The organism is [Acidovorax] ebreus TPSY (assembly GCF_000022305.1).
Classification (GTDB): Bacteria; Pseudomonadota; Gammaproteobacteria; order Burkholderiales; family Burkholderiaceae_C; genus Diaphorobacter; species Diaphorobacter nitroreducens.
The window spans coordinates 2,106,843-2,132,858 of record NC_011992.1; the positions used below are offsets into that span (position 1 = coordinate 2,106,843).

Here is a 26,016-nt window from a genome sequence, read left to right on the forward strand (position 1 = left end):
GCCATACCCCTACGACGCCGATGGGGCACAATTTCGCCATGGCTGAACGTGTCATTCCCCTCGTGGACCAGCGCAGCAAGGTGCTGCAGCCCCCTGCGCTCCTGGCCGCGGCACCCGCTACCGGACTGCTGCAGGACACGCTCTCCCGTCCCTTGCGCGACCTGCGCATCAGCGTGACGGACCGCTGCAACTTCCGCTGCGGCTACTGCATGCCCAAGGAAGTGTTCGACAAGCACTACCGCTACCTGCCGCACAGCGACCTGCTGAGCTTTGAAGAGATCACGCGGCTGGCGCGCCTGTTCATGGCGCATGGGGTGCGCAAGATCCGCCTCACCGGCGGTGAGCCGCTGCTGCGCAAGGACCTGGAGAACCTGGTTGCCCAGTTGGCGGAACTGCGCACGCTGGAGGGCCGCGTGCCCGACCTCACGCTGACCACCAATGGATCGCTGCTGGCGCGCAAGGCGCGCGCCCTCAAGGCCGCGGGCCTGCGGCGCGTCACCGTGAGCCTGGACAGCCTGCAGGACGACGTGTTCCGCCGCATGAACGACGTGGACTTTCCGGTGGCCGACGTACTCGCCGGTATCGAGGCCGCGCAGGCGGTGGGCCTGGAGCACATCAAGGTCAACATGGTGGTCAAGCGCGGCACCAACGACCACGAGATCCCGGCGATGGCGCGCCACTTTCGCGGCACCGGCATCACGCTGCGCTTCATCGAATACATGGACGTGGGCGCCACCAACGGCTGGCGCATGGATGAGGTGCTGCCCTCCGCCGAGGTCATCGCGCGGCTGCAGGCCGAGCTGCCGCTGGTGCCGCTGGCCGCGCAGTCCGCCGGCGAGACCGCCAAGCGTTGGGGCTACGCCGGCCCCGACGGTCGCCACGACCCGCGCTTGGGCGAAGTGGGCGTGATCAGCAGCGTCACGCAGGCCTTCTGCGGCGACTGCAACCGCGCGCGCCTGTCCATGGAGGGGCGGCTGTACCTGTGCCTGTTTGCCTCGCAAGGCTGGGACCTGCGCAGCCTGCTGCGCGGCAGCGCCGGCGACGCGCAGATCAGCGCCGCCATCGCCCACATCTGGCAGGGGCGCGGCGACCGCTATTCCGAGCTGCGCGCCAGCCTGCCACCCGAGACGGGCGGCGGCCAGCGGCGCATCGAGATGAGCTACATCGGCGGCTGAGCCGCCGCCGCGTCGCACGGACCGGCCCCGGCGCGCCGTTCACCACCCTTCTTCTTTCCCATGATCGACACCCACGACATCACAGGCCTCATCCTCGCCGGCGGCCGCGGCTCCCGCATGGGCGGGGTGGACAAAGGCCTGCAGAACTTCCGCGGCCTGCCCCTGGCACTGCACACGCTGATGCGGCTGCAGCCGCAAGTGGGCGACGTGATGATCAACGCCAATCGCAACCTGGCGGCCTATGAATCATTCGGAGTGCCGGTGTGGCCTGATGGCCTTGCCGACTACGCAGGCCCGCTGGCGGGCTTTCTCACAGGGCTGGAGCGCTGCGAGACCCCTTGGCTGCTCACCGTGCCCTGCGACACACCGCTGTTCCCGCCAGACCTTGCCGCACGCCTGGCCCAGGCCGCCACGCGCGAGGGCGCCGACATTGCCATGGCAGCGGCACCCGAGGCCGACGAGCGCGATGGCACCGTGCGCGTGCGCACCCAGCCGGTGTTTTGCCTGCTGCGCGTGACGCTGCTGGAGAGCCTGGTGCGCTTCACGCAGGGCGGCGGGCGCAAGATCGACCGCTGGACCGAACAGCACGCCTGCGCCGTGGTTGCGTTCGACCAGCCGGGAGACGACCCGCATGCTTTCTACAACGCCAACACCCTGGCCGAGCTGCACGCCCTGGAAGGCCTGGGCCACCGCTGAGCTGCAACCCTCCTTGCCCATACCGCATGAAAACCATTGACCAGATCGCCGCCGAGTTGCAGGGCTACGACCCGCAGGCGCTGCGTGCCGCCGATGTGAACACCTTCCTGGAGCGCCTGGTCGCGCCCGTCACCCGCACCGAAGAAGTCGGCATCTTCGACGCCCTGGGCCGCGTGCTGGCGCGGGACGTGGTCTCGCCCGTCAGCGTGCCGCCGCACGACAACTCGGCCATGGACGGCTACGCCTTCGACGGCGCCCAACTGCAGCCCGGCCAACCGCTGGTGCTGCGCCCGGTGGGCTCCACAGCCTTTGCCGGCGCCGCCTGGACCGGCACCGTGGCCGCAGGCGAGTGCGTGAAGATCATGACCGGCGCCATCATGCCGGCAGGGCTGGACACCGTGGTGCCGCAGGAGTTCACCACTGCCGAGCCCGACGGCCACATCCGCATCGCACCCGACGTGCTGCGCCGGGGCGACAACCGCCGCCTGCTGGGGGAAGACCTCATGCAAGGCCGCGTAGCGCTATCAAAAGGAGAGCTTTTAGCGCCTGCTGCTATTGGCCTGGTGGCCAGTTTGGGTCTAAAAACGGTGACGGTGTACCGCCGGGTGCGCGTGGCCTATTTCTCCACGGGCGACGAGATCCTCAGCCTGGGCGAGCCACCGCGCGAGGGCGCGGTGTACGACAGCAACCGCTACACGGTCTTTGGCCTGCTGACACGTCTGGGCGTCCAGGTGATCGACCTGGGTGTGGTGCGCGACGAGCCCACACTGCTGGAAGCCGCCTTCCGCCGTGCGGCCGCGGAGGCCGACGCCATCATTACCAGCGGCGGGGTGAGCGTGGGCGAGGCCGACCACACGCGCACCATGATGAAGCAGCTGGGCGACGTGGCGTTCTGGCGCATCGCCATGCGCCCGGGCCGGCCGATGGCGGTGGGCCGCCTTCGGCCTGAATTACAAGCCAAATCCGGCCCTAACGCTCGTCCATCAAGCGTTAACAGCTATCAAAATGGAAGCATTCAGAGTGCAGACGGCAGCAGCGTGCTGTTCGGCCTGCCGGGCAATCCGGTGGCGGTGATGGTCACCTTCCTGGCTTTCGTCCGCCCCGCGCTGCTGCGCATGATGGGCTGCACGCGCAGCGCACCGCCACTGCTGCGCGCCGTCAGCACCGAGGCCATGCGCAAGAAACCCGGCCGCACCGAATACCAGCGCGGCCTGGTCACCACGGCCGCGGACGGCACGTTGCAGGTGCGCACCACGGGCAACCAGGGCTCAGGGGTGCTCAGTTCCATGGTGCAAGCCAACGGCCTCATCGTGCTGCACCACGGCCAGGGCAACGTGGCCCCTGGCGACATGGTTGATGTGATGATGTTTGACGGCGTGATCTGACACGCCCGCGCAGCGGCGGCCGGCTTGGCCGCGTGCGCCGCAGCCTTACCCTGCCCCCATCGCCGTCCTTGCAGGAGCCGCCATGCCGTTTGCCGCCACCCATCTCGCTCAGCCGCCTTCGCGTGAAACGGTGGACCAGTGGCTGGGCCCCACCGTGCTGGAGTTCGGTACGCCCTGGTGCGGCCACTGCCAGCGCGCCCAGCCGCTCATCGAGCAGGCCCTCGAAGACCGGGACGATGTGCGCCACGTCAAGGTGGAGGACGGCCCCGGCCAGCGCCTGGGCCGCAGTTTTGGCGTGAAACTCTGGCCCACGCTCGTGTTCCTGCGCGACGGGCGCGAAACGGCACGGCTGGTGCGCCCGCAGACGGCTCAGAGCATCCATGAAGCGGTGCAGGGCATCACCGCCACCACCGGCTGATTACCCGCAAGGCCCGGAACCCGCTCTCAGCGGCCCAGCGCCTGCTCCACACCCTTGTTGGCCAGCATGTCGGCGCGCTCGTTGCCAGGGTCGCCTGCATGGCCGCGCACCCAGTGCCATTCGATGCGGTGGCCCGCTTGGTGCGCCAGCTCGTCCAGGCGCTGCCACAGCTCCACGTTCTTCACGGGCTGGCCGGCCGCCGTACGCCAGCCCTTTTTCTTCCAGCCGTGGATCCACTCGGTGATGCCCTGGCGGACGTACTGGCTGTCCAGGTACAACGCCACCTGGCAGGGGCGCTTGAGCGCGCCCAGCGCCTGGATCACGGCCATCAGTTCCATGCGGTTGTTGGTCGTTCCCAATTCGCCACCGAACAGCTCTTTCTCCAGCGTGCCTGAACGTAGCACTGCCCCCCAACCGCCGGGGCCCGGATTGCCCTTGCACGCACCGTCGGTATAGATCACCACCTGATTCAAAAAATAGCTCCCAGAAATAAAGAAAATGGCCCGTCGCCTCAGCCCGGGCCATGGCGCCGCGCTACCTGCACCTGCGCGGCAGCCGCCTGCGGCGCCTTGCGCCACGAAGGCTCCAACAGGCGCATGCCCTGCACGCGCTTGACGGCGACGATCACATACGCGGCCCCGAAGATCGGCCACCAGCGCGCGCCCAGTGCGTCCATCCAGCCGTAGCGCTGCAGCCAGCGGTCGCCGGCCACGGCGGGCCGGTAGCAGCCGAAACTCATGGATTCCAGCTCAAAGCCAAGCAGGCGCAGCCAGTCGCGCAGGCGCCCGGGCGAAATGAACTCCCCCACGTCCGGCAGGAACAACCGCCCCCCTGCGCCACAGCGCTGGTACAGGCGCGATCGCCGCTGCCGTAACCCCCACAGACTGAGCGGGTTGAGTCCACTGATGACCACCTTGCCCTCTGGCACCAGCACGCGGTGCACCTCGCGCAGCGCCGTGTGCGGGTCCACGCTCAGCTCCAGGGTGTGGGGCAGCGCCAGCAGGTCCAGGCTGGCCTCGGCAAACGGCAGCGCGACCGCATCCGCCAGCAGCGCCGGTGGCTCCTGCGCATCGCTACGCTCTAGCAGCAACTCCGGCGGCATCACGGCCAGCCAGCGGTGCGGCATGCGGTTGCTGCGCAATGCCTGCAGGCCCGGCATGCCCAGCTGCAGCGCGTGGTAGCCGAAGATGTCCGCCACCAGCTCGTCGTAACGCTCCTGCTCCCAGGCCAGCAGGTAGCGGCCAGGGGCAGTATCGAACCAGTGGTGCAAACCTATAATTTCGCCGGTCATGAAGAACTTGCTGCCATTGCCCGCCTTCGCCGACAACTACATCTGGATGTTGTACGACGCGCAGCGTGCGGTCGTTGTGGATCCCGGCGATGCAGAACCCGTGTTGCAGGCGCTGCGCAGCATGGGGCTGCCATTGGAAGCGATTCTAGTCACGCACCACCATGGCGACCACGTGGGCGGGGTGAACGCCCTGCGCGAAGCCACGGGCGCAACCGTGTATGGCCCTGCCACGGAGCCCATGCCCGAGCCCCTCATCCGCCTGTCGGGCGGCGACACTCTTCAGGTGCTAGGCCTCACGTTTTCCGTGCTGGACGTGCCGGGGCATACGGCGGGGCATATCGCCTACTACTGTGCGGACATGGAAGGCGAGCCCCTGCTGTTGTGCGGGGATACGCTGTTCTCAGGTGGATGCGGGCGCTTGTTTGAAGGCACGCCCACGCAAATGCAGGCCTCGCTGGATACGCTGGCTGCATTGCCCGGCAACACCCGCGTATGCTGCGCCCATGAATACACGCTGTCCAACCTGAAGTTCGCCCGCGCGGTGGAACCCCATAACGCTGCGCTACTCCAGTACATCACCGAATGCGAGTCCCGGCGCCGCGCGGATCAGCCCACACTGCCGTCGCGCATTGCCATCGAGCGCGACATCAACCCTTTTCTGCGCACGCGCGTTGCTACGGTAGCCCAAGCCGCCCACGGCTTCGACGCCCTCATAGACCCGCGCGAACCCGCAGCCGTACTGGCCGCGCTGCGCCAATGGAAAAACGAATTTCGATGAGACTTCTGCACATCCTGGGGCTGGCAAGCCTGCTGTGGTTGACCGGTTGCGCGACCACTGCCCCTACGGACAACGCCGCATCCACCACCGACCCCACTACTGCCAGCCACACGCCGCTGTATCCGTCGGGGCCATTGCAGCCCATCACGGCGAGCGCCGCCAGCGGCCACACAGTGGCTGGCGTCAGCGCGCCAGCCGATCTGTGGGACCGCATCCGGCGCGGCTTTTCCATGCCCGACCTGGACACCGATCTGGTACGCGACCGGGAACAGTGGTATGCCGCGCGCCCCGACTACATGCAGCGCATGACCGAGCGTTCCAGCAAGTACCTGTTCCATATCGTCGAAGAGCTGGAACGCCGGGGCATGCCCACAGAACTGGCGCTGCTGCCCTACATCGAGAGCGCCTTCAACCCTCAGGCAGTGTCCAGCGCCAAGGCCGCGGGCATGTGGCAGTTCATGCCGGCCACGGGAACCTACTTCGACTTGAAGCAGAACGCCTTCCGCGACGACCGGCGCGATGTGCTGGCGTCCACGCGCGCGGCACTGGACTACCTGCAGAAGCTCTACGGCATGTTCGGCGACTGGCATCTGGCCCTGGCCGCCTACAACTGGGGAGAAGGCAGCGTGGCCCGCGCGATCGCGCGCAACGAGAAACAGGGTCTGGGCACGCGCTACACCGAGTTGACGATGCCCGCCGAAACCCGCATGTACGTTCCCAAACTGCAGGCCGTGAAGAACATCGTGGCTAATCCCGACAAGTTCAGCACCGAGCTGCCGTTGATCGAGAACCATCCGTACTTTCAGAGCGTGGAGATCACGCGCGACATGGACGTCACCCTGGTAGCCAGTCTCGCCGGCGTACGCCTCGAGGATTTCCGCGCCCTGAACCCGTCGCTGCACAAGCCCGTGATCCTTGCGGCGGGCATGCCGCAGATCCTGCTGCCCTGGGAAAACGCCCAGGTGTTCCGCAAGAATCTGGAGGCCTACACCGAAGGCCAATACGCCAGTTGGACGGTATGGACGGTACCCAACACGATGAGCGTCTCCACCGCGGCGCAACGCACGGGCATGAGCGAAAACGATTTGCGTCAGGTGAATGGCATTCCACCACGCATGATGATCAAGGCCGGCTCGGCCCTCATGGTGCCCCGCGCAGCCACCATGCGCGCAGACGTCCCGGGTCATCTCGCCGACAACGGCCAAGTCAGCTTCACGCCTGAAATCGTGACGCGGCGCACCACGGTGCGCGCGGGCAAGCGCGACACCGTGGCCAGCATCGCACGGCGCTACAAGGTCAGCACCGCAGACGTTGCCGACTGGAACGACGTGAAGACCTCCAGCAAGTTCAAGCCCGGAGAACAGGTCGTGATGTACCTGCCCGTGCGGCTTGCCGCGACCTCGCTGGCGCGCACCAGCGCGAAACAACCCATCAGCCGGGCGACAGTCCGCTCGGCAAAGGCCGGTGCGCCCACACGCAAGGGCGGCACACCGTCGAAACGCAAACGGTAAGCCCGGCTAGAAACGCAGCGTGTGCATACCCAACAGGCCGAGGATGCCCATCACGATCAGGTACAGCGCAACGATCACGTTGAGCAGTTTGGGCATGATCAGAATCAGGATGCCTGCGATGAGGGAAACCAGGGGGCCAATGCTGAGGTGAAGTGTCATGGGAACTTTGCCGGGATGCGGGAGGAAGGAAAGCACTCGCGCTGAGCGCGCCGCCTAGCCCATCACTTTAGCGGTGATCCCGGGGCGCAAGGCGCACTTGGCGCGCCCTGACCGACCGAACCAACGCCTGGGCACGCCGTAATCTGCCGCAGAGGGCCGGGGGCCCGCATTTTTGCCCTCTCTTGCGCCACACCGAGCTTTCCCAAAAAAGGTCCGATACGGCGCGAAGCGCGGCGTCACATCAGCAGTTGCCTTTTTTCGCCTGACCGGGAGGGCACCCGTGCGGGTGGCTCTTGGGACCCGCTCCACGGTTGTCGTAATGGTCGTGATAGACCGCGCAACCGGAAAGCGTGAATGCAGCAACCGCAATGGCAAGCAGAGTCTTCATGGCTGGAAATGTGGATGAACGTCGAGGCATTTTAGAAGTACCCCATTGTTACCGGACTGATTGAAACTCGTACCGTGGAGTAGAACGACGCTGTACCACTCATCGCTAGCACAGCGACAAGGGTAAGCAGCCAGTTCATGGGTGCCTGCTATGCTGATCATGGAGCTATTGGTAGGCAAAACGTTGGAGCACCCCTACCCTCACAATTGGCCAAGCAAAACAAAAAGGCCCTGTATCGCTACAGAGCCTTTGAAACTTGGTAGGACGTACAAGATTCGAACTTGTGACCAACGGATTAAAAGTCCGCTGCTCTACCAACTGAGCTAACGTCCCAACCTTTGCCACCTCTCGGTAGCAAAGCTAAAGATTATAGCGTGATTTTTAGGTCTTCGACCTTTCCGCCAACTTGTCGAGAATCCATCCCGCTGCACAGTGACCAAATGTGGCCGTGACGGCGACCGATGAGCCATAACCATGGCAATTCAGGGATCCGTCGCCTTCACCGACGCCGCAAGACGCGTGTGGCTTTGATACCGCTTCCTTGCTATAGACGCAGGTGACACCGATTTTGCGGCCTTCTCGGGCCGCGCCGTGGTTCCTGCGCAAGCGATAGCGCAGCTGGGCCAGCAGAGGATCGTGCGTGGTAAACGCCAGATCTTCTACCTCGACTTTATATGCGTGACGCTTGCCCCCGGCAGCACCTACCGTGACGAAAGGCAGCCGCGTGGAGACGGCCCAAGCTGCCATTACGGCCTTGGCGTTTACTTGGTCGCATGCATCCACCAGTGCATCCACCGAAGATGGCAACAGAGTGGGCCAGTTCTGTGCATCCACGAACTCTTCAACGCAGTTCACCCGACATGCCGGATTGATCAGGGCAATGCGCTCGGCCATGGCGCGTACCTTGGCTTGGCCTATGGTTGTGGTCAGAGCGTGAATTTGCCGGTTGACGTTCGACTCGGCTACATGGTCCAGGTCAATCAGCGTGAGCGCTCCGACGCCGCTGCGCGCGAGTGCCTCTGCTGTCCAAGAACCCACGCCGCCAATTCCGACCACAGCAACATGCGCGCACCGAATGCGTGCGGCGCCCTCATGCCCGAACAGGCGTTCCAGCCCTGCGAAGCGCCGCTCCAAGTCTGGCGTGTCGTGAACGGGTGTGATCACTTCAGGCGCGCCAGTCGTTCCTTCGCAGCGGCTGCTGCTTCCGACTGCGGATAAACGCGCAGCAAGTCTTCCAGGGTCTTGCGCGCAGCCCGCGTATCTTTCAATTCGATCTGGCAATTGGCAATCGAGAGGGCCGCCTCGGGAGCGCGCGCATGGTCTGGCGCCGCCGACAACAGAGCCTTGAAGTTGTTAATGGCCTCTTTGTAATCACGCGTGGCGTACTGTGCATTGCCCAGCCAAAACCGGGCAGACGGCACATAGCCGGACTGTGGATACTGGCGCACGAAGCCGCTGAAAGCGTTGGACGCTTCACCGAACTTACCTGCACGGAAGAGCGCCAAGGCCGCCTCGAAATCACGCTTCTCTGCAGGATCAGCCCGGAATTCGCGCCCGTCCAGCGTCACCGTCGCGGGCTCAAATTGGCGCAAACGCTCATCGACACCCTGCGCCATGTCCTTCTGACGGCGCTGCAGCTCTGCGACATCGCGCAATAACTGCTCGTTTTGACCACGCAGAGTCGCCTGTTCAGTGCGCAATGCCTCGATTTGCATCTGTAGGTCGAGCAGGCTGCGCCGTAGTTGCGAGACCTCATCACCGGACCGTTCACCCGCACGCTGGCTGGCTTGCGTCAATGCATCGACACGCTGGCGCATCTCAAGGATGGCACGGCGCGCCTCGCTGTCCTCGAATAATGCATAGCTGGGGGTCGACCAGCAGGCAGCGGCGGCCAGCGCCGCCGCGCCCAGTGCCCGCGGGCACAGGAGCAAAGACACGCGCGCCATCAACGGTACGACAGCTCAACGCGGCGGTTTTGCGAGTGCGCGTCTTCCGTGTGGCCCTGCACCGCCGGCTTTTCCTTGCCAAAGCTCACCGCCTCCACCTGCGCGTCCTGCACGCCCAGCAGTCCCAACGAGCGGCGCACGGCTTCCGCGCGCTTCTGGCCCAGCGCCAGGTTGTACTCGCGACCACCGCGCTCATCGGTATGGCCCTCCAGCACGACCTTGCGGGCGGAAGACGCCTTCATGAAGCGAGCATGGGCCTCCAGCACGGACTGGAACTCAGGCTTGACGATGAAGCTGTCAAAGTCGAAGTAAATGACGCGCGCCACGCCAACGGGACCCGCGGCGTCGCGCCCCGACTGGGACAGGTCCACAGGAGCCACGCCGCTTTGGCCCGTGCTGCCCGAGTTGGCGCCCGGGGCGGTGGACGTAGCGCCGCGGTCTTCGACCGGCACATCGTCCAGCTTGACGCCGGAGCTGCAACCTGCCATGAGGGCGACGATGGAAAGCGCCAGGGACACGCGCTTGAAGGGGAAACGGTTCATTAATGACTCCTGAAGAGCAGTTGTTCGAAAAACGGAAACTTATTTGTTCTGGAACGGGCCCCAGTCGGGCTCGCGGATATCCCCACCCTGCCCCGCCAGACGCGCCTTGATTTTGCCGTCCAGCGTGGTGGTCATCAGGGCTTCGCGACCCTGCTGCTGCGTGGCGTAGACGATCAGGCGGCTATTGGGAGCAAAGCTGGGATTCTCATCGGCGGAGGTGTCGGTCACCGCCGTCACGCTGCCCGACTTGAAATCCATCACGTGCAGCTTATAGGCGCCGCCCACGCGGGAAATGTAGGCCAACCACTGACCATCGGGACTGATACTGGGTGAAATGTTGTAGGACCCGTTGAAGGTCACGCGCTCCGCGCCTCCCCCGCTGGCTGCCACGCGGTACACCTGGGGCGAACCTCCACGGTCGCTCACGAAGTAGATGCTGCGGCCGTCGCTGGAGAACACGGGCTCCGTGTCGATGCCGCTGCTTTGCATCAGGCGGCGCGGCTCACCGCCGTTGGCGTCGATGGTGTAGAGCTGCGAGCCCCCGTCGCGGCTGAGGGTCACGGCCAAGGTACGGCCATCGGGCGACCAAGCAGGGGCACTGTTGGAGCCACGGAAATTGGCGATCAAACGGCGGCGGCCTGTGGCCACGTCATGCACGTACACCACCGGCTTGCGCGACTCGAACGATACGTAAGCCAGCTGGGTGCCGGTGGGCGCCCATGCGGGAGAAATGATCGGCTCAGGACTGGAAAGCGCTGACTGCGCGTTCTCGCCGTCCGCATCGGCCACCCAGAGGCTGTAGCGCGAGCCGGCTTTGGTCACATACGCAATGCGGGTGGAGAAAATACCGCGCTCGCCGGTGAGTTTTTCGTAGACGAAGTCGGCAATGCGGTGCGCCACCAGACGCAGGTCGGCCTGCGTGACCACGAAGCTCTGGCCGCCCAGGTCCTGCGCCTTGACCACGTCCCACAAGCGGAATCGCACGTCGAAACGGCCGTCGGCCAAGCGCGTGATGCTGCCGGAGGTGAGTGCGTCGGCCTTGCGCTGACGCCACAGGGACAGATCGGGACGGGACGATTCATCCAGCGCGACACCCGACGCATCCACACCCAAAAAGCGCCCGCTGCGCTCCAGGTCAGCCTGGACGATGGCGGATATTTTCTGCGGCGACTGCGGTTCGCCACGGAACGGTGCAATCGCAATGGGCAGTTGCGTCAGGCCTACGCCCGTGATTTCCACACGGAACTGCGCAAGCGCTGAAAGGGAGGAGCTGGCAGCCAAGGCTGCAACGGCGTGGCGCCGCGAAAGCTGCGGCAGAGCCGTGCGGAAGGAAAGGGTATTGGGGATGCGGTCAATAGTCATTGGAACCATCGAATAACCGTCAAATGCCGGCAAACAGAGCCTCGCATGTTACACATAGCGTAGCGTGCCATGTGACAAACTGTGCCGGTCTGCAATAGCCGAAACGTAGAATCCGCCCCTCATGCAAGATTCGAATCATAGCGCGCCAAAGACCACTTTGCAGCAAGCTCCGCAGTCTCTTTCGCTGTGGGAGCGGTTGCGCAGGCTCCATCCGTACTTCGGTCACCAGCGGCTGGCATGGACCATGGCGGTAGTGGCGACGATCGTCGCGGCCGCTACCGAGCCATTGATTCCCGCGCTTCTCAAACCATTGCTGGACCAGGGTTTTACAGAAGGATCGCTGGAGCTCTGGATGGTTCCCGTGGCCATCATCGGCGTCTTCCTGGTTCGTGGGCTGGCCCAGTTCACGGGACAGTACGCCCTCACGCGCATCGCCAACGAGGGCATGCTGCGCCTGCGCACGGCGCTGTTCGAGCGGCTGCTGGCTGCGGACATGGGGCTTTTCCATCGCCAGTCGGCCAGCGCACTGTCCAACACCGTGGTGTATGAGGTGCAGACCGGGTTCACCTCGCTGGTCCAGGCGCTGCTGGGCCTATCGCGCGACGGTTTCACGCTGGTCGCCCTGCTGGGTTATCTCATCTACCTGAACTGGCAACTCACGCTGATCGTGGCCGTGCTGGTACCGGGGGTGGCCTGGGTGATGAAGACGCTCTCGCGGCGCCTGTACAAGATCACCAAGAGCAGCCAACAGGCCACCGACGACCTGGCCTATGTGGTCGAAGAGAACGTACTGGCCCACCGTGTGGTACGCCTGCACGGCGCCCAGACCGAGCAGGCCGCGCGCTTTGACACGCTGAGCCAGCGCCTGCGCCGCCTGGCCATCAAATCCACGATCGCCTCGGCCGCCATGACGCCCACCACGCAGCTGCTGTCCGCGGGCGCGCTGTCCACCGTGATCTGCATCGCCCTGTGGCAAAGCCATGGCAACGGTGCCAAGGACGTGACCGTGGGCGGTTTCGCCTCGTTCATCGCGGCGATGCTGATGTTGATAGCGCCCATCCGCCGCATGGCCGACATCGCCAACCCCATCACGCGCGGCGTGGCGGCGCTGGAACGGGGCCTGGCCCTGCTGCACGAGGCGCCGGCCGAGACAGGCGGCACGCACACCGCGCAGCGCGCCCAGGGGGCGATTGCCCTGCGCAACGTGACCGTGTCCTTCCGGCCCGACCAGGCGCCCGCACTGGACGCCGTGAGCCTGGACATCCGCCCGGGCGAAGTGGTGGCGTTCGTCGGCCCCTCCGGTGCCGGCAAGACCACGCTGGTGAACCTGCTGCCGCGCTTTCTCAGCCCCAGCAGCGGCCAGGTGCTGCTGGACGGCGTGGCGACCGACCAGTGGGCGTTGCCCAGCCTGCGCGCGCAATTCGCCATGGTGAGCCAGGACGTGGTGATGTTCAACGACAGCGTCGCCGCCAACGTGGCGCTGGGCGCTGCCGTGGACGAGCAACGTGTGCAGCACTGCCTGGACGCAGCGAACCTCGCCGAGTACGTGGCCAGCCTCCCGCAGGGTATGCACACCGTGGTGGGACACAACGCGACGCAGCTGTCGGGCGGACAGCGGCAGCGGCTGGCCATCGCGCGGGCGCTCTACCGCGACGCTCCGGTGCTCATCCTCGACGAGGCCACCTCGGCACTGGATACCGAGTCCGAACGCCTGGTACAGCAGGCCCTGCAGCGTCTCATGCAGGGGCGCACCACGCTGGTAATTGCCCACCGTCTCTCCACCATCGAACACGCGGACCGCGTGGTGGTCATGGAGCAAGGGCGCATCGTCGAGCAGGGCCCCCACGCGGAGCTGTTGGCCCGGGGCGGCCTGTACGCGCGCCTGCGCGCACATGGCGGCGCGTGACGCCTACCAAAAACAATAGCTGCTTGCGCTTACCCTGCAAGCGATTCGGCACTCTTTTGGCCTGAAACTGCCAACTGACAAGCGCCAGCAGCTCCGTTATTCATAGCTACGCGCCCAAGGGCCTACCATTTCCCGCGGTCCGGCTGGCGGCGGCGTACGGCCTCCGCCACCAGTTGCACCATGTCCTGCCGGTCGGCGCGCAGGGCGAAATCCACGGCCGACAGGCCCAGTTGGTTCTTCAGCGATGGGTCGGCCCCCTCGCTGATCAGCAGGCGCGCCGCATCCGCCGTGCCGTAGCGCACGGCCATCATCAGCGGCGTGGTGCCGTTGGGCGATGCGGCGTCGATGTAGGCGTGATGCTCCAGCAACAGCGCCACCATGGCCGCGGCATCGGCCGTGGTGCTCGCGGCGGCATAGTGCAGCGGCGCCCAGCCGGTCTTGTTGACGTCCGCCTCGCGCGCGATCAGGCCGCGCGCAGCGGGCAGATTGCCGCGCAACGCGGCCATCATCAGCGCGCTTTCGTCCTTGGCATTGCGCTCCTCCACCTTCAGCCCCTTGGCGGCGATCAGCACCTCGGCCACCTGCCGCGCTTCCTCGCGCAGGGCCAGGATCAGCGCGGGCTGCCCCTTGGGATCGCGCGCGTTGGGGTCAAACCCGCGGCGCAGCAGCGAAGCCACCGTGGCGGCATCGTCGCGCGCGATGGCACGCAGGAAATCGTCGTACGCGCCGGCATGCGCCAGCCCCGCGGTGCCGGCGGCAACCGCGGCCAGCCACGCCAGGGCGCTGCGACGCCGCAACAGGCTCTTCATACTGCCTCCTTGCTCAAGAAAAGTTGCTCGAAGTTACGGCTGGTTGCCTCGGCCACCTGCTGGACGCTCAGCCCTTTCACCTGTGCCAGCTGCTGGGCGACATAGGGCACATAAGACGGGTTGTTGGTCTTGCCCCGGTAAGGCACCGGCGCCAGATACGGGCTGTCGGTCTCGATGAGCAGGCGGTCCATGGGCACAAAGGCAGCCACGTCGCGCAGGTCCTGCGCGTTCTTGAACGTGACGATGCCCGAGAACGAGATGTAGTAGCCCCGGTCCAGCGCCGCGCGGGCCACCTCGGCGGTCTCGGTGAAGCAGTGGAACACGCCGCCCGCACGGTTGCCCGCACCGTCCTCGCCCTCTTCGCGCAGGATGGCCAGGGTGTCCTGCGAAGCGCTGCGCGTGTGGATCACCAGCGGCTTGGCCGCCGCGCGCGCGGCGCGGATATGCGTGCGAAAGCGCTCGCGCTGCCACTCCAGGTCGGCGATGCTGCGGCCGCCCTTGCGGTCGTCCATGCCGTAGTAGTCCAGCCCCGTCTCCCCGATGGCCACCACGCGCGGCAGCGCTGCGCGCTCCAGCAGGTCCTGCACAGAGGGCTCGGTCACGCCTTCGTTGTCGGGGTGCACGCCAACCGTGGCCCAGAAGTTGTCATAGCCGGTCGCCAGCGCGTGCACGGCGGAGAACTCCTCCATCGTGGTGCAGATGCACAGCGCGCGGTCCACCTGCGCCTCGGCCATGGCCTGGCGGATCTGCGGCAACTGGCTGATGAGTTCGGGAAAGTTCAGGTGGCAGTGGGAATCGACAAACATGGTGGTCTCGAAAAACAAAAATGCCGACCGGCGGGCGCGGTCGGCATCCTGCGGGGCCCGCGAAGGGTTGCCCTTAGATGGTCTGCGTAGGCCGTTCAGACGCCAGGGCCGAGCCCAGCACTTCCTCGATCTTGTGCTTGAGCTGGCGCGACTTCTCGTCCTTGGGGAACTGGATGCCCACGCCCTGCGTGCGGTTGCCCGCGGCGCGCGCGGGTGTCACCCAGGCCACGCGGCCGGCCACGGGGTAGCGCTGCGGGTCGTCGGGCAGCGTGAGCAGCACGTACACATCATCGCCCAGCTTGTATTCGCGCGCCGTGGGCACGAAGATGCCGCCCTCTTCGAAGAACGGGATATAGGCCGCGTACAGCGCGGCCTTTTCCTTGATGTTCAGCTGCATGACGCTGGGGCGCGGCGCTGTGGAGGGACTGCTCATAGGTCGTAGAAGGCTTTCAATGGCGCGAGTTTAGTGTGTGGCGCGCCTGCGCCACAAGCGACTCCAGCATCAGGCCGGCGTTGAAGGGGTGCTCGGCCGTGCGCGCCTCCTTGGCGAGGGCGCGCGACCAACGCGTGAGCGGCCCCACGCCGGGCGGCGCGGGCAAGTCGGCGGGCGAGAAATAGCGCGGCTGTGCACCCACGCGTTGCGCCAGCAGATCGTGGCAGAGCTTTTGCAAGGCATCTACGGCCTGTGCGGGTTCCAGCCCGGCCAGCGCCGACACGTCGCCGCGCGCCACGGCCTTGGGCAGCAGCGCCCAGGTCTGCGGGCTGCGGCCCGCACGCGCCAGGGCCAGTGCGTCGTCAGGCCGGCCGCCGGCGGCGCGCAGCAGGGCCTCGGCCGCGTCCGCGGGCACGCCCTGCTCTACCAGCCATTGCTGGCTTTGGGCCGGATCGGGCCACTGCAGGGTGTGCCCCAGGCAGCGGCTGCGGATGGTGGGCAGCAGTTCGTGCGCGGCCTCGGTGGCCAGCACAAAGCGCACGTCGCCCGGAGGCTCCTCCAGCGTCTTGAGCAGCGCGTTGGCCGTCACATGGTTCATCTGCTCTGCCGGGTAGACCAGCACGGCCTTTCCGCGGCCGCGCCCGCTGGTGCGCTGGGCGAACTCCACCGCGTCGCGCATGGCCTCGACGCGGATCTCGCGGCTGGCCTTGCGCTTCTTGTCCTCGATCTCGGCCTGCGCCTTCTCGGGCAGCGGCCAGCCCAGGGCCAGCGCCTGCGTTTCGGGCATGAGCACGCACAGGTCGGCATGCGTATGCACATCGATGCCATGGCAGCTGGCGCACTGGCCGCAGGCGCCATGCGCGGTGGGCGCATCGCACAGCCAGGCGCGCACCAGCTCCAGCGCCAGCGCGTACTGGCCCAGGCCGGACGGGCCCTGCAGCAGCCACGCGTGGCCGCGCTGGCCCAGCAGCGCCTGGCGCTGCGCGGCGATCCAGGGGGCGACCGTGGCACTCATGGCGTCTGCGCCAGCCAGCCGCGTGCGGCCACCACGGCACGCAGCTGCGCGGCAACCTGCTCGCGCGGCTGCGACGAGTCGATGCGCGCAAAGCGCTGCGGCGCTCCCGCGGCGCGGTCGGCATAGCCGCGCGCCACGCGGGTGAAGAACTCCACGGGCTGCGACTCGAAGCGGTCGGGCGCGCGCGCGGCAGACAGGCGCTGCGCGGCCACCTCAGGTGGCACGTCGAACCACAGCGTGAGGTCCGGGTTTCGCATCAAATCAGGCTGCAGACCAACACCAGTCTGCGCAAGGCGCTCCATATACGATAGCACCTCCAGATCGAAGCCGCGCCCTGCGCCCTGGTAGGCAAAGGTGGCATCGGTGAACCGGTCGCACAACACCACCTCGCCGCGTGCCAGCGCCGGCTCGATCACGCAGCGCAGATGGTCGCGCCGCGCGGCAAACACCAGCAGCGTTTCGGTCAGCGCGTCCATGCTGTCGTGCAGCAGCATCTCGCGCAGCTTCTCGGCCAGCGGTGTGCCGCCAGGCTCGCGCGTCAGGGTCACGGTATGCCCCGCAGCGCGCAGCGCCTGGGCCAGCGCGTCGATGTGCGAGGACTTGCCCGCGCCGTCGATGCCCTCGAAGGTGATGAATGCGCCGTTGGTCATTTCTGGCCGCGTTGGTAGCGGTTCACCGCACGGTTGTGGTCTTGGAGCGTGCTGCTGAAGTGGCTGGAACCGTCGCCGCGCGCCACGAAGTACAACGCCTTGGTGGGCGCGGGCTGCACCGCGGCCAACAGCGCCGCCTTGCCGGGCATGGCAATCGGCGTGGGCGGCAGGCCCACACGTGTGTAGGTGTTGTAGGGGGTGTCGGCGGTCAGGTCACGGCGGCGCAGGTTGCCGTCGAACTTCTCACCCAGGCCGTAGATCACCGTGGGGTCGGTCTGCAGCAGCATGCCCACGCGCAGGCGGTTGCTGAACACGCCGGCGATCTGCGCGCGGTCTTCGGCGCGGCCGGTTTCCTTCTCGACGATGCTCGCCAGGATCAGCGCCTGGTCGGCGGATTGGAGCGGCGTGTCCGGCGCGCGCTGCGCCCAGGCCGCGTCCAGACGCCGGTCCATGGCGTGCAGCGCGCGACGCAGCACGGCAATGTCGCTGCTGCCCTTGGCATAGGTGTAGGTGTCGGGAAAGAAGCGCCCCTCCGCGGGCACGCCCGCGCGGCCCAGGCGCTCCATGATGTCCGCGTCGCTCAGGCCCTGGCTGTCGGGCTTGAGCTGCTCGGCCCGCGCCAGCGCCTGGCGCACCTGGCGAAAGGTCCAGCCTTCCACCAGCGTGACGGCGCGCAATGCCTCCTCGCCGCGCACCAGCTTCTGCAGCAGCGCGTAGGGGCTGGTGCCCTGGGGAATCTCGTAGTTGCCGGCCTTGATCTCGCGGTCCTTGCCCGACAGCCGGAACCACAGGAACAGCACGTCTGCATCCGTGGCCATGCCCGACCGCACCACCGCGCGGGCCACGCTGCGTGGCGTGGTGCCAGGCTCGATCTCCAGCTCCAGCGGCTGGCCGGCGGGCACGTCCGCGCGCACCGGCAACGGCGCCTGCAGCCACCAGGCGGCCACAGCGCCCACGGCGATCACGATGAGCAACACCAATGCGAGGAAACGACGCACAACCCTGCAGCCTGTATGAAAGAAGCCGGGCATCATAATTCAGCCATGACCGACTCCATGCCAGTGCCCCCGTCCCTGCCTGCGGACGGCGTAGTCCCCCTGTCCCACCTTGGCGTGATCCGCGTGGCCGGTGAAGACGCCGCCAAGTTCCTGCACGGCCAGCTGACGCAGGACTTCGCGCTGCTGGATCTGCACCACGCCCGCCTGGCGGCGTTCCTGACCGTCAAAGGCCGCATGCAGGCCAGCTTCATCGCCTTCAAGCGCAGCGAGGCCGAGGTACTACTGGTCTGCGCCCGCGACCTGCTGGCGCCCGCGCTCAAGCGCCTGTCGATGTTCGTGATGCGCGCCAAGGCCAAGCTGACCGATGCCACCGGCGACTTTGCGCTGTACGGCCTGCTGGGCGACGCCGCCCGCGCCGTGCTACCCGCTGGCGAGCCCTGGGCCAAGGCCGATGTGGGGGATGCCAGCGTGGTGCAGCTCTACCCCGCCGAAGGGCAGCCGCGCGCACTGTGGGTAGCGCCCGCTGGCAGCGCCGCGCCCGCTGGCGCAGCCCTGACCGAAGCGCTGTGGCTGTGGAGCGAGGTGCGCAGCGGCATCGCCACCCTGACCGCACCCGTGGTCGAGGCCTTCGTGCCGCAGATGCTGAACTATGAATCCGTGGGCGGCGTGAACTTCAAGAAGGGCTGCTACCCCGGCCAGGAGGTCGTGGCGCGCAGCCAGTTCCGCGGCACGCTCAAGCGGCGCACTTACCTGGCGCACGCTCCGTCGGCCGTGGCCGTGGGTGCTGAAGTGTTTGCCGACGGTGACGCCGAACAGCCCGTGGGCACGGTGGTGCAGGTTGCGACCGCACCCACCGGCGGCGTGGATGCGCTGGTGTCGCTGCAGATCGCAGCCACGGGCGGCGCCCTGCGGGTGGGCGCCGCGGATGGCGTGGCGCTCACGCTGCTGCCGCTGCCCTACGCGCTGCTGGAAGACATATAAGCAAAAACAGGCGCTAGCGCTTATTTGACAAGCGCTAGCAGCTATCAATAAAGAAGCCGTCAGCCCTGCAGACTGCGCCGCATGGTGATGTGGGCAATGCCCGCCTCCTCATACGGTTGGCCTACGGCCTCAAAACCTGCGCGGCGGTAGAACGCCTCGGCGCTGCACTGGGCATGCAGCGTGACCTGCGCGTCGCCGCGCGCGCGTGCCGCCTGCACCAGTGCGTCCAGCACCATGCGGCCCCAACGCTGGCCGCGCAACACGCGGTCCACTGCCATACGGCCAATGCGCGCCTCGCCCGGCGCATCCTGCAGCAGTCGTCCCGTCGCCACGGGCAGACCCAGGCGGTTGTAGGCGACGGCGTGCACGGCGGTGGCGTCCAGCGCGTCCAGCTCGATCTCGGGCGCAATCCCCTGCTCCTGCACGAACACCGCCGTGCGCAGCGCCGTGGCGTCGCGCCCCAGCGTGGCCCAGTCGCCCACGCGCAGCTCCACCATCTCGCCGCCGGCCTCGAAGTGCTCGATCATCGCGCGCAGCGCGGGCGGCACCGCGCGCTTGGTCTGCGTGGCGGGGTCGGCAAACACATAGACCAGTTCCACGGTCACCAGCAGCCGATCGCCAGCGAACATGCTGGCCTCGAACACCAGCGACGTGGTGCCCACGCGCGCGCAGCGCATGCCCACGTCCAGCAGGTCGTCGAGCCGGGCCGAGGCGTGGTACTCGACGCTGGCTTTCTTGAGGTACACCTCGCCGCCCAGCGCCTGCATGCCGGTTTCGTACGGCAACGCCAGCGCGCGCCAGTATTCGGTCATGGCGCAATCAGCGTAGGTGAGGTAGTGGGCATTGAAGACGATCTTCTGGATGTCCACCTCTGACCAGCGCACGCGCAGGCGGTGAAAACAGCGAAAGTCAGAGCGTTGCATGGCGTGTTTCCGTCGAAGGGATCAGTCGAGTTGAAAGGCGCTGCGCAGCGCGGCGGCAGCATCGGCATGGGCCTGGCGCGCCTCGGGAAGGGCGCGACCCATCTTGATGAATTCGTGCGTCACGCCGCGGTAGATCTCGAGCTGCACCGGCACGCCCGCGGCACGCAGCTTGTCCGCGTACTCCACGCCCTCGTCCACCAGCGGGTCGTACTCGGCCAGACCGATCCAGGCCGGCGCCACGCCCTCGGCGTCGGGCGCGAGCAAGGGGGCGAAGCGCCAGTCCTCGCGCTCGGCGCGGCTGGGGATGTACTGGTCGAAAAACCAGCCAATGGCCGCGCGTTCGAGCACCAGGCCGTGCGCGAACTCGGTGTGCGAGGGCGTGTCCTGGTGCGCCGTGGTGCCGGGGTAGATGAGCAACTGCAGCGCCAGGGGCAGCCCGGCATCGCGCGCCTGAAGAGCGCACACCGCGGCCAACGTGCCGCCTGCGCTGTCGCCGCCTACCGCCAGGCGCGACGGGTCGGCGCCCAGCGTGGTGGCGTGCTGCGCCAGCCAGGCCAGCGCGTCCCACGCATCGTCGCTGGCCGTGGGGAACGGATGCTCGGGCGCGAGCCGGTATTCCAGCGACACCACCATGCAGCCGGCCAGCCGCGCCAACTCGCGGCACAGCACGTCGTGGGTGGCAATGCTGCCGATGGTGAAGCCGCCACCGTGCAGGTACAGCAGCAACGGCAGCGCCTGCGCGTCAGAGGCCGTGGGTGCATACAGGCGCGCGGGCAGCGGGGTGCCGTCGCGTGCGGGGATGCGCAGGTCTTCCACGCGCGGCAAGGCCGCCTTGGGCAGCTCCAGCACCCCGGCACCCAGTTCATAGGCAGCGCGGGCCTGTGCAGGGCTCAGGGTGTGCAGTGGGGGGCGCCCGGCGCGCGCCATGCCGTCGATGACGTTGCGCATCTGCGGCGTGAGCCGCGCGTGGTGGGGGGAAGGCACATGGGAAGCGGAACCGGGCGTCGTCAACGGAAAAGTCCTTGGGTTATTGGAAGTGCACCTGCACCGGCTGCGCGCCGGGCAGGCCCAGATAGGTTGCCGTGACGCTCAGGCCGGCGCGCGGGGGCAGCAGCGGAGAAAACGACCCCAGGCTCACCAGGTCGCCGGGCTGCAGCGTGATCTCCTCCTGCTGCAGCGCCTGGGCCAGCCAGACCACGGCGTTGAGCGGATGCCCGAGGATATCGCTGCCCTTGCCGCTGGCGAGCAGCGCGCCGGAATGGTCCGTGAGCTGCACGGTCATGCGCTCCAGCGCGTCCAGCAGCGCATAGCGCTCGCCGCGCGTCGCCGGCACGGCGATAGGCTGCCCGGCGATACCCAGGCGCGCGCCCACGTTGATCGCGCCCACGCCGGCGCCGTTGAGCTGGGGCGGCGCCTGCACCACCAGGTCGGGCAGCTCGATGAAGGGGATCACCTGGTCGATGTGCTGCAGCACCTCCTCGGGCGTACGCGCGTGGTTGATGGCCGCATCCTTCACGCGTACCAGCAGGTCGGCCTCGTACAGCGGGCGCGCCCCAAACGCGGCGGGCACGGTGCTGCCGCCGGGGCGCACCATGCCCTCGTACAGCTTGCCCCACACCGGCTTGTCGGTGTTGAAGCGCTTTTGCACCGCGGGGTTGGTGAGGCCGGCTTTGTAGCCCACCACCTTGCCCAGCCGGGCGCCCAGCAGCGCATTGAACTTGGCGCGGGTGCAGGCGCCGTCGGCGTCAGACAGCGCCGGGAAGTTGGGCGCGGGGGTCTTGGCGGCGTAGTGCGAGGCCATCGCCCCCACCGCAGCGTCGCTGAGGCACTCGGCCTGGGCGCCCAGGCCGGTCGCCAAGGTGACCCCCGCGCACAGGGCGATGAGGGTTTGCTTCATGGTCATGCGTGTCTCCTGGTTGTAGTGTGTCGGGCGATCCTACTGGCACTCCCTCTCTTTCGCACACCATGGCTTTCATCTACTACGTCACCCAGATCCAGTTCGAATTCGGCGCCGTGCGCCTGCTCAAAGCAGAATGCGAGCGCATCGGCATCACCCGCCCCCTGGTGGTCACCGACCCCGGCGTGAAGGCCGCCGGCGTGCTGCAGCAGGCACTGGACGCCCTGCCCGGCCTGAACGTCGCCGTGTTCGACCAGACGCCCTCCAACCCCACCGAGGCGGCCGTGCGCGCGGCCGTGGAACTCTACAAGGCCCAGGGCTGCGACGGCCTGATCGCCGTGGGCGGTGGCAGCGCCATCGACTGCGCCAAGGGCATTGCCATCGCCGCCACGCACGACGGCCCGCTCACGCACTACGCCACCATCGAGGGGGGTTCGCCGCGCATCACCGAGCGCGCCGCGCCGCTGATCGCCGTGCCCACCACCAGCGGCACGGGCAGCGAGGTGGCGCGCGGCGCCATCATCATCGTGGATGACCACCGCAAGCTGGGCTTTCACTCCTGGCACCTGGTGCCCAAGGCCGCCATCTGCGACCCCGGCCTCACGCTGGGCCTGCCGCCCCTGCTGACGGCCGCCACAGGCATGGACGCCGTCGCGCACTGCATGGAAACTTTCATGTCCGCCGCCTTCAACCCGCCGGCGGACGGTATTGCTCTCGATGGTCTGGAGCGCGGCTGGCACCATATCGAGGCCGCCACGCGCGACGGCCAGGACCGCGACGCGCGCCTGGCCATGATGAGCGCCAGCATGCAGGGCGCCATGGCCTTCCAGAAGGGCCTGGGCTGCGTGCACTCCCTGAGCCACAGCCTGGGCGGGCTGAACCCGCGCCTGCACCACGGCACGCTGAACGCCGTGTTCCTGCCCGCCGTGGTGCGTTTCAACGCGCAAGCCGAATCGGTGCGCAAGGAGCGCCGCCTGGAGCGCATGGCCCATGCCATGGGCCTGGCCTCCGCCAGCGACATCCCCGATGCCATCCGCGACATGAGCGCACGCCTGGGCCTGCCCACGGGGCTGGCCGCCATGGGCGTGACCGAGGCGGTGTTCGACGACGTGATCAAGGGCGCCCTGGCCGACCACTGCCACAAGACCAATCCCCGCCTGGCCACGCCAGATGACTACCGGGAGATGCTGATCGAGTCGCTCTGACCCGCGGCAGCGTCCGCCGAGCAGGCGCCCGGCGGCCTCGCTACACTGGTGCGCTTAACATTTATTAACACGCATTCCGCCGGTTCGGCGGGGCCGCGTACCGCATGCGCACATACCCGCTCTCCAAATGGCTGACGCAAGGCACCTACCCGCGCCTATACGTTCCCATTGTGCTGATCATGGTGGCGGTCACGCTGCTGCGCTACCACGCGCTGGTGGGCGCCGAGCGTGAGGAGGCGCAGCTGCGCATGCGCGCAGAGCTGCAGGCAGCCGCGTACGCCGTGCTGCAGGCGCTGGACGAGCCTGCCGGCAATGCCGCAGCGCAGGAGCGCCTGCGCCAGGCCGCGCAGGTCGCGGACGCACCGATCCAGTCCATCCGCTGGGAACTGCCCTCCCGCCCGGCCGTCGACCTGCGCAACGCCATGCCGCCCACCAAGGCGCCGCCGTGGTTCGTGCAGCTGCTGGACCTGCCCGCCCCGCGCCACACGGTGGCGCACCGGCTGGCGGACGGCCGCACGGGGCAGCTGGCGCTGGCGCTGTGGCCCCAGCACTACGTGGACCGCGCCTGGAGCGCCCTGGCCACGCAGTTGCGCATCACGGCGCTGAACATCTTCACCATCCTGCTCCTGCTGACCCTGATCCTGCGAGCGAACGACCGCATGCTGGACCGCATGCGGCACGCGGCGGAGCGCTTCAAGCAAGGCCACCTGGACGCGCGCATACGCCGCACGGGCACGCTGGAGGCGCGCGAAATCGCCGACACCTTCAATGACATGGCGGGCAAGGTCCAGTCCTTGGTGCTGTCCCTGCAGGAAACCCAGCGGCAGCAGAACGAGCAGCTGCACTTTCGCCGCCAGCTGGTGAACGCCCTGCCTCTGCCTTTGTTCGTGCTGGGCGCGGATGGCGCGCACCTGGAGACCAACAAGGCCTGGCGCGAACTGCTCAATGCCTCCCGCCCCGCCACCGTCGCGGGCACGCTGGACCAGCTCTGGGCCGACGGCGTGGACTCCTCCATCGTCCTGGCCCAGCGGCTGTCCGACCGGCCCTCGGGATGGCAGACCACCGTACGCCCCTTGCAGGGCGTGCCGCACGAGATGGCCTGCTACCACGCCACCTTCACCGCGCCCGACGGCGTACCCGCCGGCACCATCGGCGTGCTGGTGGACATGACGGAGCACACCCAGGCACTGCAGGCAGAGCGCGCCGGCCGTGCGTGTGCGGAGGCCGCGCTGGACGCCGTGGCCGATGGCGTCATCACCATGGACGCTCAGGGCCTCGTGCGCACGATCAACGGCGCGGCCCAGCGGGTCATCGAGCTCGCGCAGGGGCAGACGGTCAGCCGCCACGTCGATGAGGTCTTTCGCCTGGAGCCACCGCACTCCGTGCTCGCCGCCTCGGGAACGCAGGGGCATGCTGCGCACGGCGCGGGCGCCCCGGCCACCGCGATCCTCGCCTGCCATTCGGGTGCGCCGCGCACGGTGGACTACTCCGTGGCGGCCGTGCACGCGCCCGACGGCACCGCCGCGGGCCACGTGCTGGTCTTTCGCCCCCGGTGACGCTGCCGCGGCACGCCGCGGCGGACACACTCACAGCGGCTGGACGCGGGCGGGATCGGGCCGCCGCAGCCACTGCGCCCACTCGTCCGCCAGCTGCTGCGCCGCCGCCGTCGCGGTGCTCCAGGCACGGGCGCGCGCGGCCGTGTCGGTGCCGTAGCGGGTGAAATCGGTGCGGTCCGGCAGTTTGCCGCCGGGCAGGCTGCGCACCCAGTCGGGATGGGGCGACAGCAACACCATGCGGTCCAGCGCCGGCGTGGCGCGGTGGCGCCAGGGCAACCCCTTGTCCAGCCAGCCGGGTACCACGCGGTGCTGGAAGTGCGGGTACAGCACGATCCCCGGTGCACTTTCCAAGCCGTTTTGGCCTGCAGCACCCGCGGGTAAAGCGGTATCAGCTATATTTTTAATAGCGATTGGTGCCTGATAACGCAGGTGCAGGTGGTAGTCGGTGATGCCCCCGTCCCAGTAGGCGCCGCGCGGTGCGCCGGCGATATCGTGCACGGCGCGCAGCACGAAGGGAATGGAACAACTGGCCTGCAGCGCGGGCATGAAGTTCTGCGGGGTCAAGGCCACCTGGTGGGTGCGGAAGTCGCGCACGTCAAACGGCAGCGCGCCCGGCGCAGCGGTGGAGAACACCACGCGGTCCAGCCACAGCGCCAGCGCGCGGCGGTGCAGCGCATTGCTGGCGAAAGCGCCCAGGTAGCCCAGCGGCGTGGCCCACCGGTGCTCGCGCGCCAGCAGGTGGCGCCCGCGCGCGGCGACGATGTGCAACCGGTAGCGCGCATGGCCCAGCACCGTGTCCACACGGCCGCCAAAAAAGGCCTGCAGGTTCTGGCCGAACTGCGCGCTCACCGCGTCCGCCGTGGGGCGGCGCGCGCCGGGGGGCAGCTCGTACTCCTGGTGGATGTAGTCGTGCTCCAACCGTTCGAAGGCCGGCAGGCTGTTATCCAGGCACGCCGTGGCCATGCGCCACGCGCCGATGGAGGCGCCCACCAAGTCCACCGGCTGTGCCGACTGCGCCAGCCATTCACCAAAAACAAACCGGTCCAGCGGGCCGAGGATGAGTCCCTTCGGGCCGCCCGCGGCCGCGGGAATCACGGCCACGTCGCTCGGCGCCAGGCCATGGCGCCCGATGTGCCGCAGCGCCTGCGGACCGGCATGGATGCACAGCGCCTTCATCACGCCCCCG

The 26,016-nt window shown here is 67.7% G+C and carries 27 protein-coding genes and 1 tRNA gene; 10 read left to right on the forward strand and 18 right to left on the reverse strand.

Annotation, left to right across the window (positions count from 1 at the left end; genetic code table 11):
* Nucleotides 1-38 precede the first annotated feature (38 nt).
* The 4 genes from moaA (at nt 39) to DTPSY_RS09905 (ending at nt 3,674) form a co-directional block, all read left to right on the forward strand.
* Nucleotides 39-1,175 (forward strand): GTP 3',8-cyclase MoaA, encoded by a 1,137-nt coding sequence (gene moaA, locus DTPSY_RS09890; RefSeq protein WP_015913470.1) that lies wholly within the window; start codon nt 39-41, stop codon nt 1,173-1,175.
* A gap of 60 nt (nt 1,176-1,235) precedes the next feature.
* Nucleotides 1,236-1,871, forward strand: coding sequence for a molybdenum cofactor guanylyltransferase MobA (gene mobA, locus DTPSY_RS09895; protein WP_015913471.1), 636 nt, complete (start codon nt 1,236-1,238; stop codon nt 1,869-1,871).
* A 26-nt stretch (nt 1,872-1,897) separates the two neighbouring features.
* Complete coding sequence (gene moeA / locus DTPSY_RS09900) at nt 1,898-3,256, forward strand: molybdopterin molybdotransferase MoeA (RefSeq protein WP_015913472.1); 1,359 nt, start codon at nt 1,898-1,900, stop codon at nt 3,254-3,256.
* Between the two features lie 82 nt (nt 3,257-3,338).
* Nucleotides 3,339-3,674: a thioredoxin family protein gene (locus tag DTPSY_RS09905; RefSeq protein WP_011805012.1), complete on the forward strand. Its 336-nt coding sequence runs from the start codon at nt 3,339-3,341 to the stop codon at nt 3,672-3,674.
* 26 nt (nt 3,675-3,700) lie between these two features.
* Here DTPSY_RS09905 and rnhA read toward each other — a convergent pair whose 3' ends face one another.
* Complete coding sequence (gene rnhA, locus DTPSY_RS09910) at nt 3,701-4,147, reverse strand: ribonuclease HI (RefSeq protein WP_015913473.1); 447 nt, start codon at nt 4,145-4,147, stop codon at nt 3,701-3,703.
* 38 nt (nt 4,148-4,185) lie between these two features.
* Complete coding sequence (locus DTPSY_RS09915; RefSeq protein ID WP_011805010.1) at nt 4,186-4,965, reverse strand: class I SAM-dependent methyltransferase; 780 nt, start codon at nt 4,963-4,965, stop codon at nt 4,186-4,188.
* On the opposite strand from DTPSY_RS09915, the gene gloB reads away from it, so the two are divergent.
* Both gloB and DTPSY_RS09925 read left to right on the forward strand, forming a co-directional pair.
* On the forward strand, nt 4,964-5,743 hold the full coding sequence (gene gloB, locus DTPSY_RS09920; RefSeq protein WP_015913475.1) for a hydroxyacylglutathione hydrolase: 780 nt from the start codon (nt 4,964-4,966) through the stop codon (nt 5,741-5,743). The genes DTPSY_RS09915 and gloB overlap by 2 nt on opposite strands.
* Complete coding sequence (locus DTPSY_RS09925; RefSeq protein ID WP_015913476.1) at nt 5,740-7,254, forward strand: transglycosylase SLT domain-containing protein; 1,515 nt, start codon at nt 5,740-5,742, stop codon at nt 7,252-7,254. Before gloB ends, DTPSY_RS09925 begins: the two co-directional genes overlap by 4 nt.
* 6 nt (nt 7,255-7,260) lie before the next feature.
* On the opposite strand, the gene DTPSY_RS18075 is transcribed toward DTPSY_RS09925, so the two are convergent.
* The 6 genes from DTPSY_RS18075 to tolB form a co-directional block, all read right to left on the reverse strand.
* A complete protein-coding gene (locus DTPSY_RS18075; protein WP_011805007.1) occupies nt 7,261-7,413 on the reverse strand; it encodes a DUF3096 domain-containing protein in 153 nt (50 codons plus the stop codon).
* Nucleotides 7,414-8,058: 645 nt separating this feature from the next.
* A tRNA-Lys gene (locus DTPSY_RS09930) sits at nt 8,059-8,134 on the reverse strand.
* 48 nt (nt 8,135-8,182) lie between these two features.
* A complete protein-coding gene (locus DTPSY_RS18080) occupies nt 8,183-8,965 on the reverse strand; it encodes a tRNA threonylcarbamoyladenosine dehydratase (protein ID WP_094766844.1) in 783 nt (260 codons plus the stop codon).
* Entirely contained in the window at nt 8,962-9,747 is a 786-nt protein-coding gene (gene ybgF / locus DTPSY_RS09935; RefSeq protein WP_015913478.1) for a tol-pal system protein YbgF, read from the reverse strand. The genes DTPSY_RS18080 and ybgF overlap by 4 nt, the downstream gene beginning before the upstream one ends.
* Nucleotides 9,747-10,289, reverse strand: coding sequence for a peptidoglycan-associated lipoprotein Pal (gene pal / locus DTPSY_RS09940; RefSeq protein WP_011804994.1), 543 nt, complete (start codon nt 10,287-10,289; stop codon nt 9,747-9,749). The genes ybgF and pal overlap by 1 nt, the downstream gene beginning before the upstream one ends.
* Before the next feature lie 39 nt (nt 10,290-10,328).
* Nucleotides 10,329-11,651, reverse strand: a complete 1,323-nt coding sequence (tolB, locus tag DTPSY_RS09945; protein ID WP_015913479.1) for a Tol-Pal system beta propeller repeat protein TolB — start codon at nt 11,649-11,651, stop codon at nt 10,329-10,331.
* Nucleotides 11,652-11,772: 121 nt separating this feature from the next.
* Between tolB and msbA the strand changes: the two genes are divergently transcribed.
* Nucleotides 11,773-13,557, forward strand: coding sequence for a lipid A export permease/ATP-binding protein MsbA (msbA, locus tag DTPSY_RS09950; protein WP_015913480.1), 1,785 nt, complete (start codon nt 11,773-11,775; stop codon nt 13,555-13,557).
* Nucleotides 13,558-13,679: 122 nt separating this feature from the next.
* Here msbA and DTPSY_RS09955 read toward each other — a convergent pair whose 3' ends face one another.
* The 6 genes from DTPSY_RS09955 to mltG all read right to left on the reverse strand — a co-directional run bounded on the left by DTPSY_RS09955 (nt 13,680) and on the right by mltG (nt 18,268).
* Entirely contained in the window at nt 13,680-14,366 is a 687-nt protein-coding gene (locus tag DTPSY_RS09955) for an ankyrin repeat domain-containing protein (RefSeq protein ID WP_015913481.1), read from the reverse strand.
* Nucleotides 14,363-15,172 (reverse strand): TatD family hydrolase, encoded by an 810-nt coding sequence (locus tag DTPSY_RS09960; protein ID WP_015913482.1) that lies wholly within the window; start codon nt 15,170-15,172, stop codon nt 14,363-14,365. Before DTPSY_RS09960 ends, DTPSY_RS09955 begins: the two co-directional genes overlap by 4 nt.
* Before the next feature lie 73 nt (nt 15,173-15,245).
* Nucleotides 15,246-15,605, reverse strand: a complete 360-nt coding sequence (locus DTPSY_RS09965; protein ID WP_011804989.1) for a PilZ domain-containing protein — start codon at nt 15,603-15,605, stop codon at nt 15,246-15,248.
* A gap of 16 nt (nt 15,606-15,621) precedes the next feature.
* Complete coding sequence (locus DTPSY_RS09970; RefSeq protein ID WP_015913483.1) at nt 15,622-16,620, reverse strand: DNA polymerase III subunit delta'; 999 nt, start codon at nt 16,618-16,620, stop codon at nt 15,622-15,624.
* A complete protein-coding gene (gene tmk / locus DTPSY_RS09975; RefSeq protein ID WP_015913484.1) occupies nt 16,617-17,270 on the reverse strand; it encodes a dTMP kinase in 654 nt (217 codons plus the stop codon). Before tmk ends, DTPSY_RS09970 begins: the two co-directional genes overlap by 4 nt.
* Entirely contained in the window at nt 17,267-18,268 is a 1,002-nt protein-coding gene (gene mltG / locus DTPSY_RS09980; protein WP_041838850.1) for an endolytic transglycosylase MltG, read from the reverse strand. Before mltG ends, tmk begins: the two co-directional genes overlap by 4 nt.
* A 45-nt stretch (nt 18,269-18,313) precedes the next feature.
* Here mltG and ygfZ point away from each other — a divergent pair, with 45 nt between their 5' ends.
* On the forward strand, nt 18,314-19,249 hold the full coding sequence (gene ygfZ / locus DTPSY_RS09985; RefSeq protein WP_015913486.1) for a CAF17-like 4Fe-4S cluster assembly/insertion protein YgfZ: 936 nt from the start codon (nt 18,314-18,316) through the stop codon (nt 19,247-19,249).
* Between the two features lie 59 nt (nt 19,250-19,308).
* Here ygfZ and DTPSY_RS09990 read toward each other — a convergent pair whose 3' ends face one another.
* From DTPSY_RS09990 to DTPSY_RS10000, 3 genes are all read right to left on the reverse strand, one after another.
* The gene (locus tag DTPSY_RS09990; protein ID WP_015913487.1) at nt 19,309-20,172 is read right to left on the reverse strand and encodes a YbgC/FadM family acyl-CoA thioesterase; all 864 of its coding nucleotides are present in this window, start codon (nt 20,170-20,172) and stop codon (nt 19,309-19,311) included.
* 21 nt (nt 20,173-20,193) lie between these two features.
* Nucleotides 20,194-21,120: an alpha/beta hydrolase gene (locus DTPSY_RS09995; RefSeq protein WP_172209278.1), complete on the reverse strand. Its 927-nt coding sequence runs from the start codon at nt 21,118-21,120 to the stop codon at nt 20,194-20,196.
* 79 nt (nt 21,121-21,199) lie between these two features.
* Nucleotides 21,200-22,075, reverse strand: coding sequence for a 2-keto-4-pentenoate hydratase (locus DTPSY_RS10000; protein ID WP_015913489.1), 876 nt, complete (start codon nt 22,073-22,075; stop codon nt 21,200-21,202).
* A gap of 62 nt (nt 22,076-22,137) precedes the next feature.
* Here DTPSY_RS10000 and DTPSY_RS10005 point away from each other — a divergent pair, with 62 nt between their 5' ends.
* Both DTPSY_RS10005 and DTPSY_RS10010 read left to right on the forward strand, forming a co-directional pair.
* Nucleotides 22,138-23,274, forward strand: a complete 1,137-nt coding sequence (locus DTPSY_RS10005; RefSeq protein WP_015913490.1) for a 4-hydroxybutyrate dehydrogenase — start codon at nt 22,138-22,140, stop codon at nt 23,272-23,274.
* Nucleotides 23,275-23,378: 104 nt separating this feature from the next.
* Nucleotides 23,379-24,830, forward strand: coding sequence for a PAS domain-containing protein (locus DTPSY_RS10010; RefSeq protein WP_015913491.1), 1,452 nt, complete (start codon nt 23,379-23,381; stop codon nt 24,828-24,830).
* Between the two features lie 30 nt (nt 24,831-24,860).
* On the opposite strand, the gene DTPSY_RS10015 is transcribed toward DTPSY_RS10010, so the two are convergent.
* Nucleotides 24,861-26,006 (reverse strand): patatin-like phospholipase domain-containing protein, encoded by a 1,146-nt coding sequence (locus DTPSY_RS10015; protein ID WP_015913492.1) that lies wholly within the window; start codon nt 26,004-26,006, stop codon nt 24,861-24,863.
* Between the last annotated feature and the right edge of the window lie 10 nt (nt 26,007-26,016).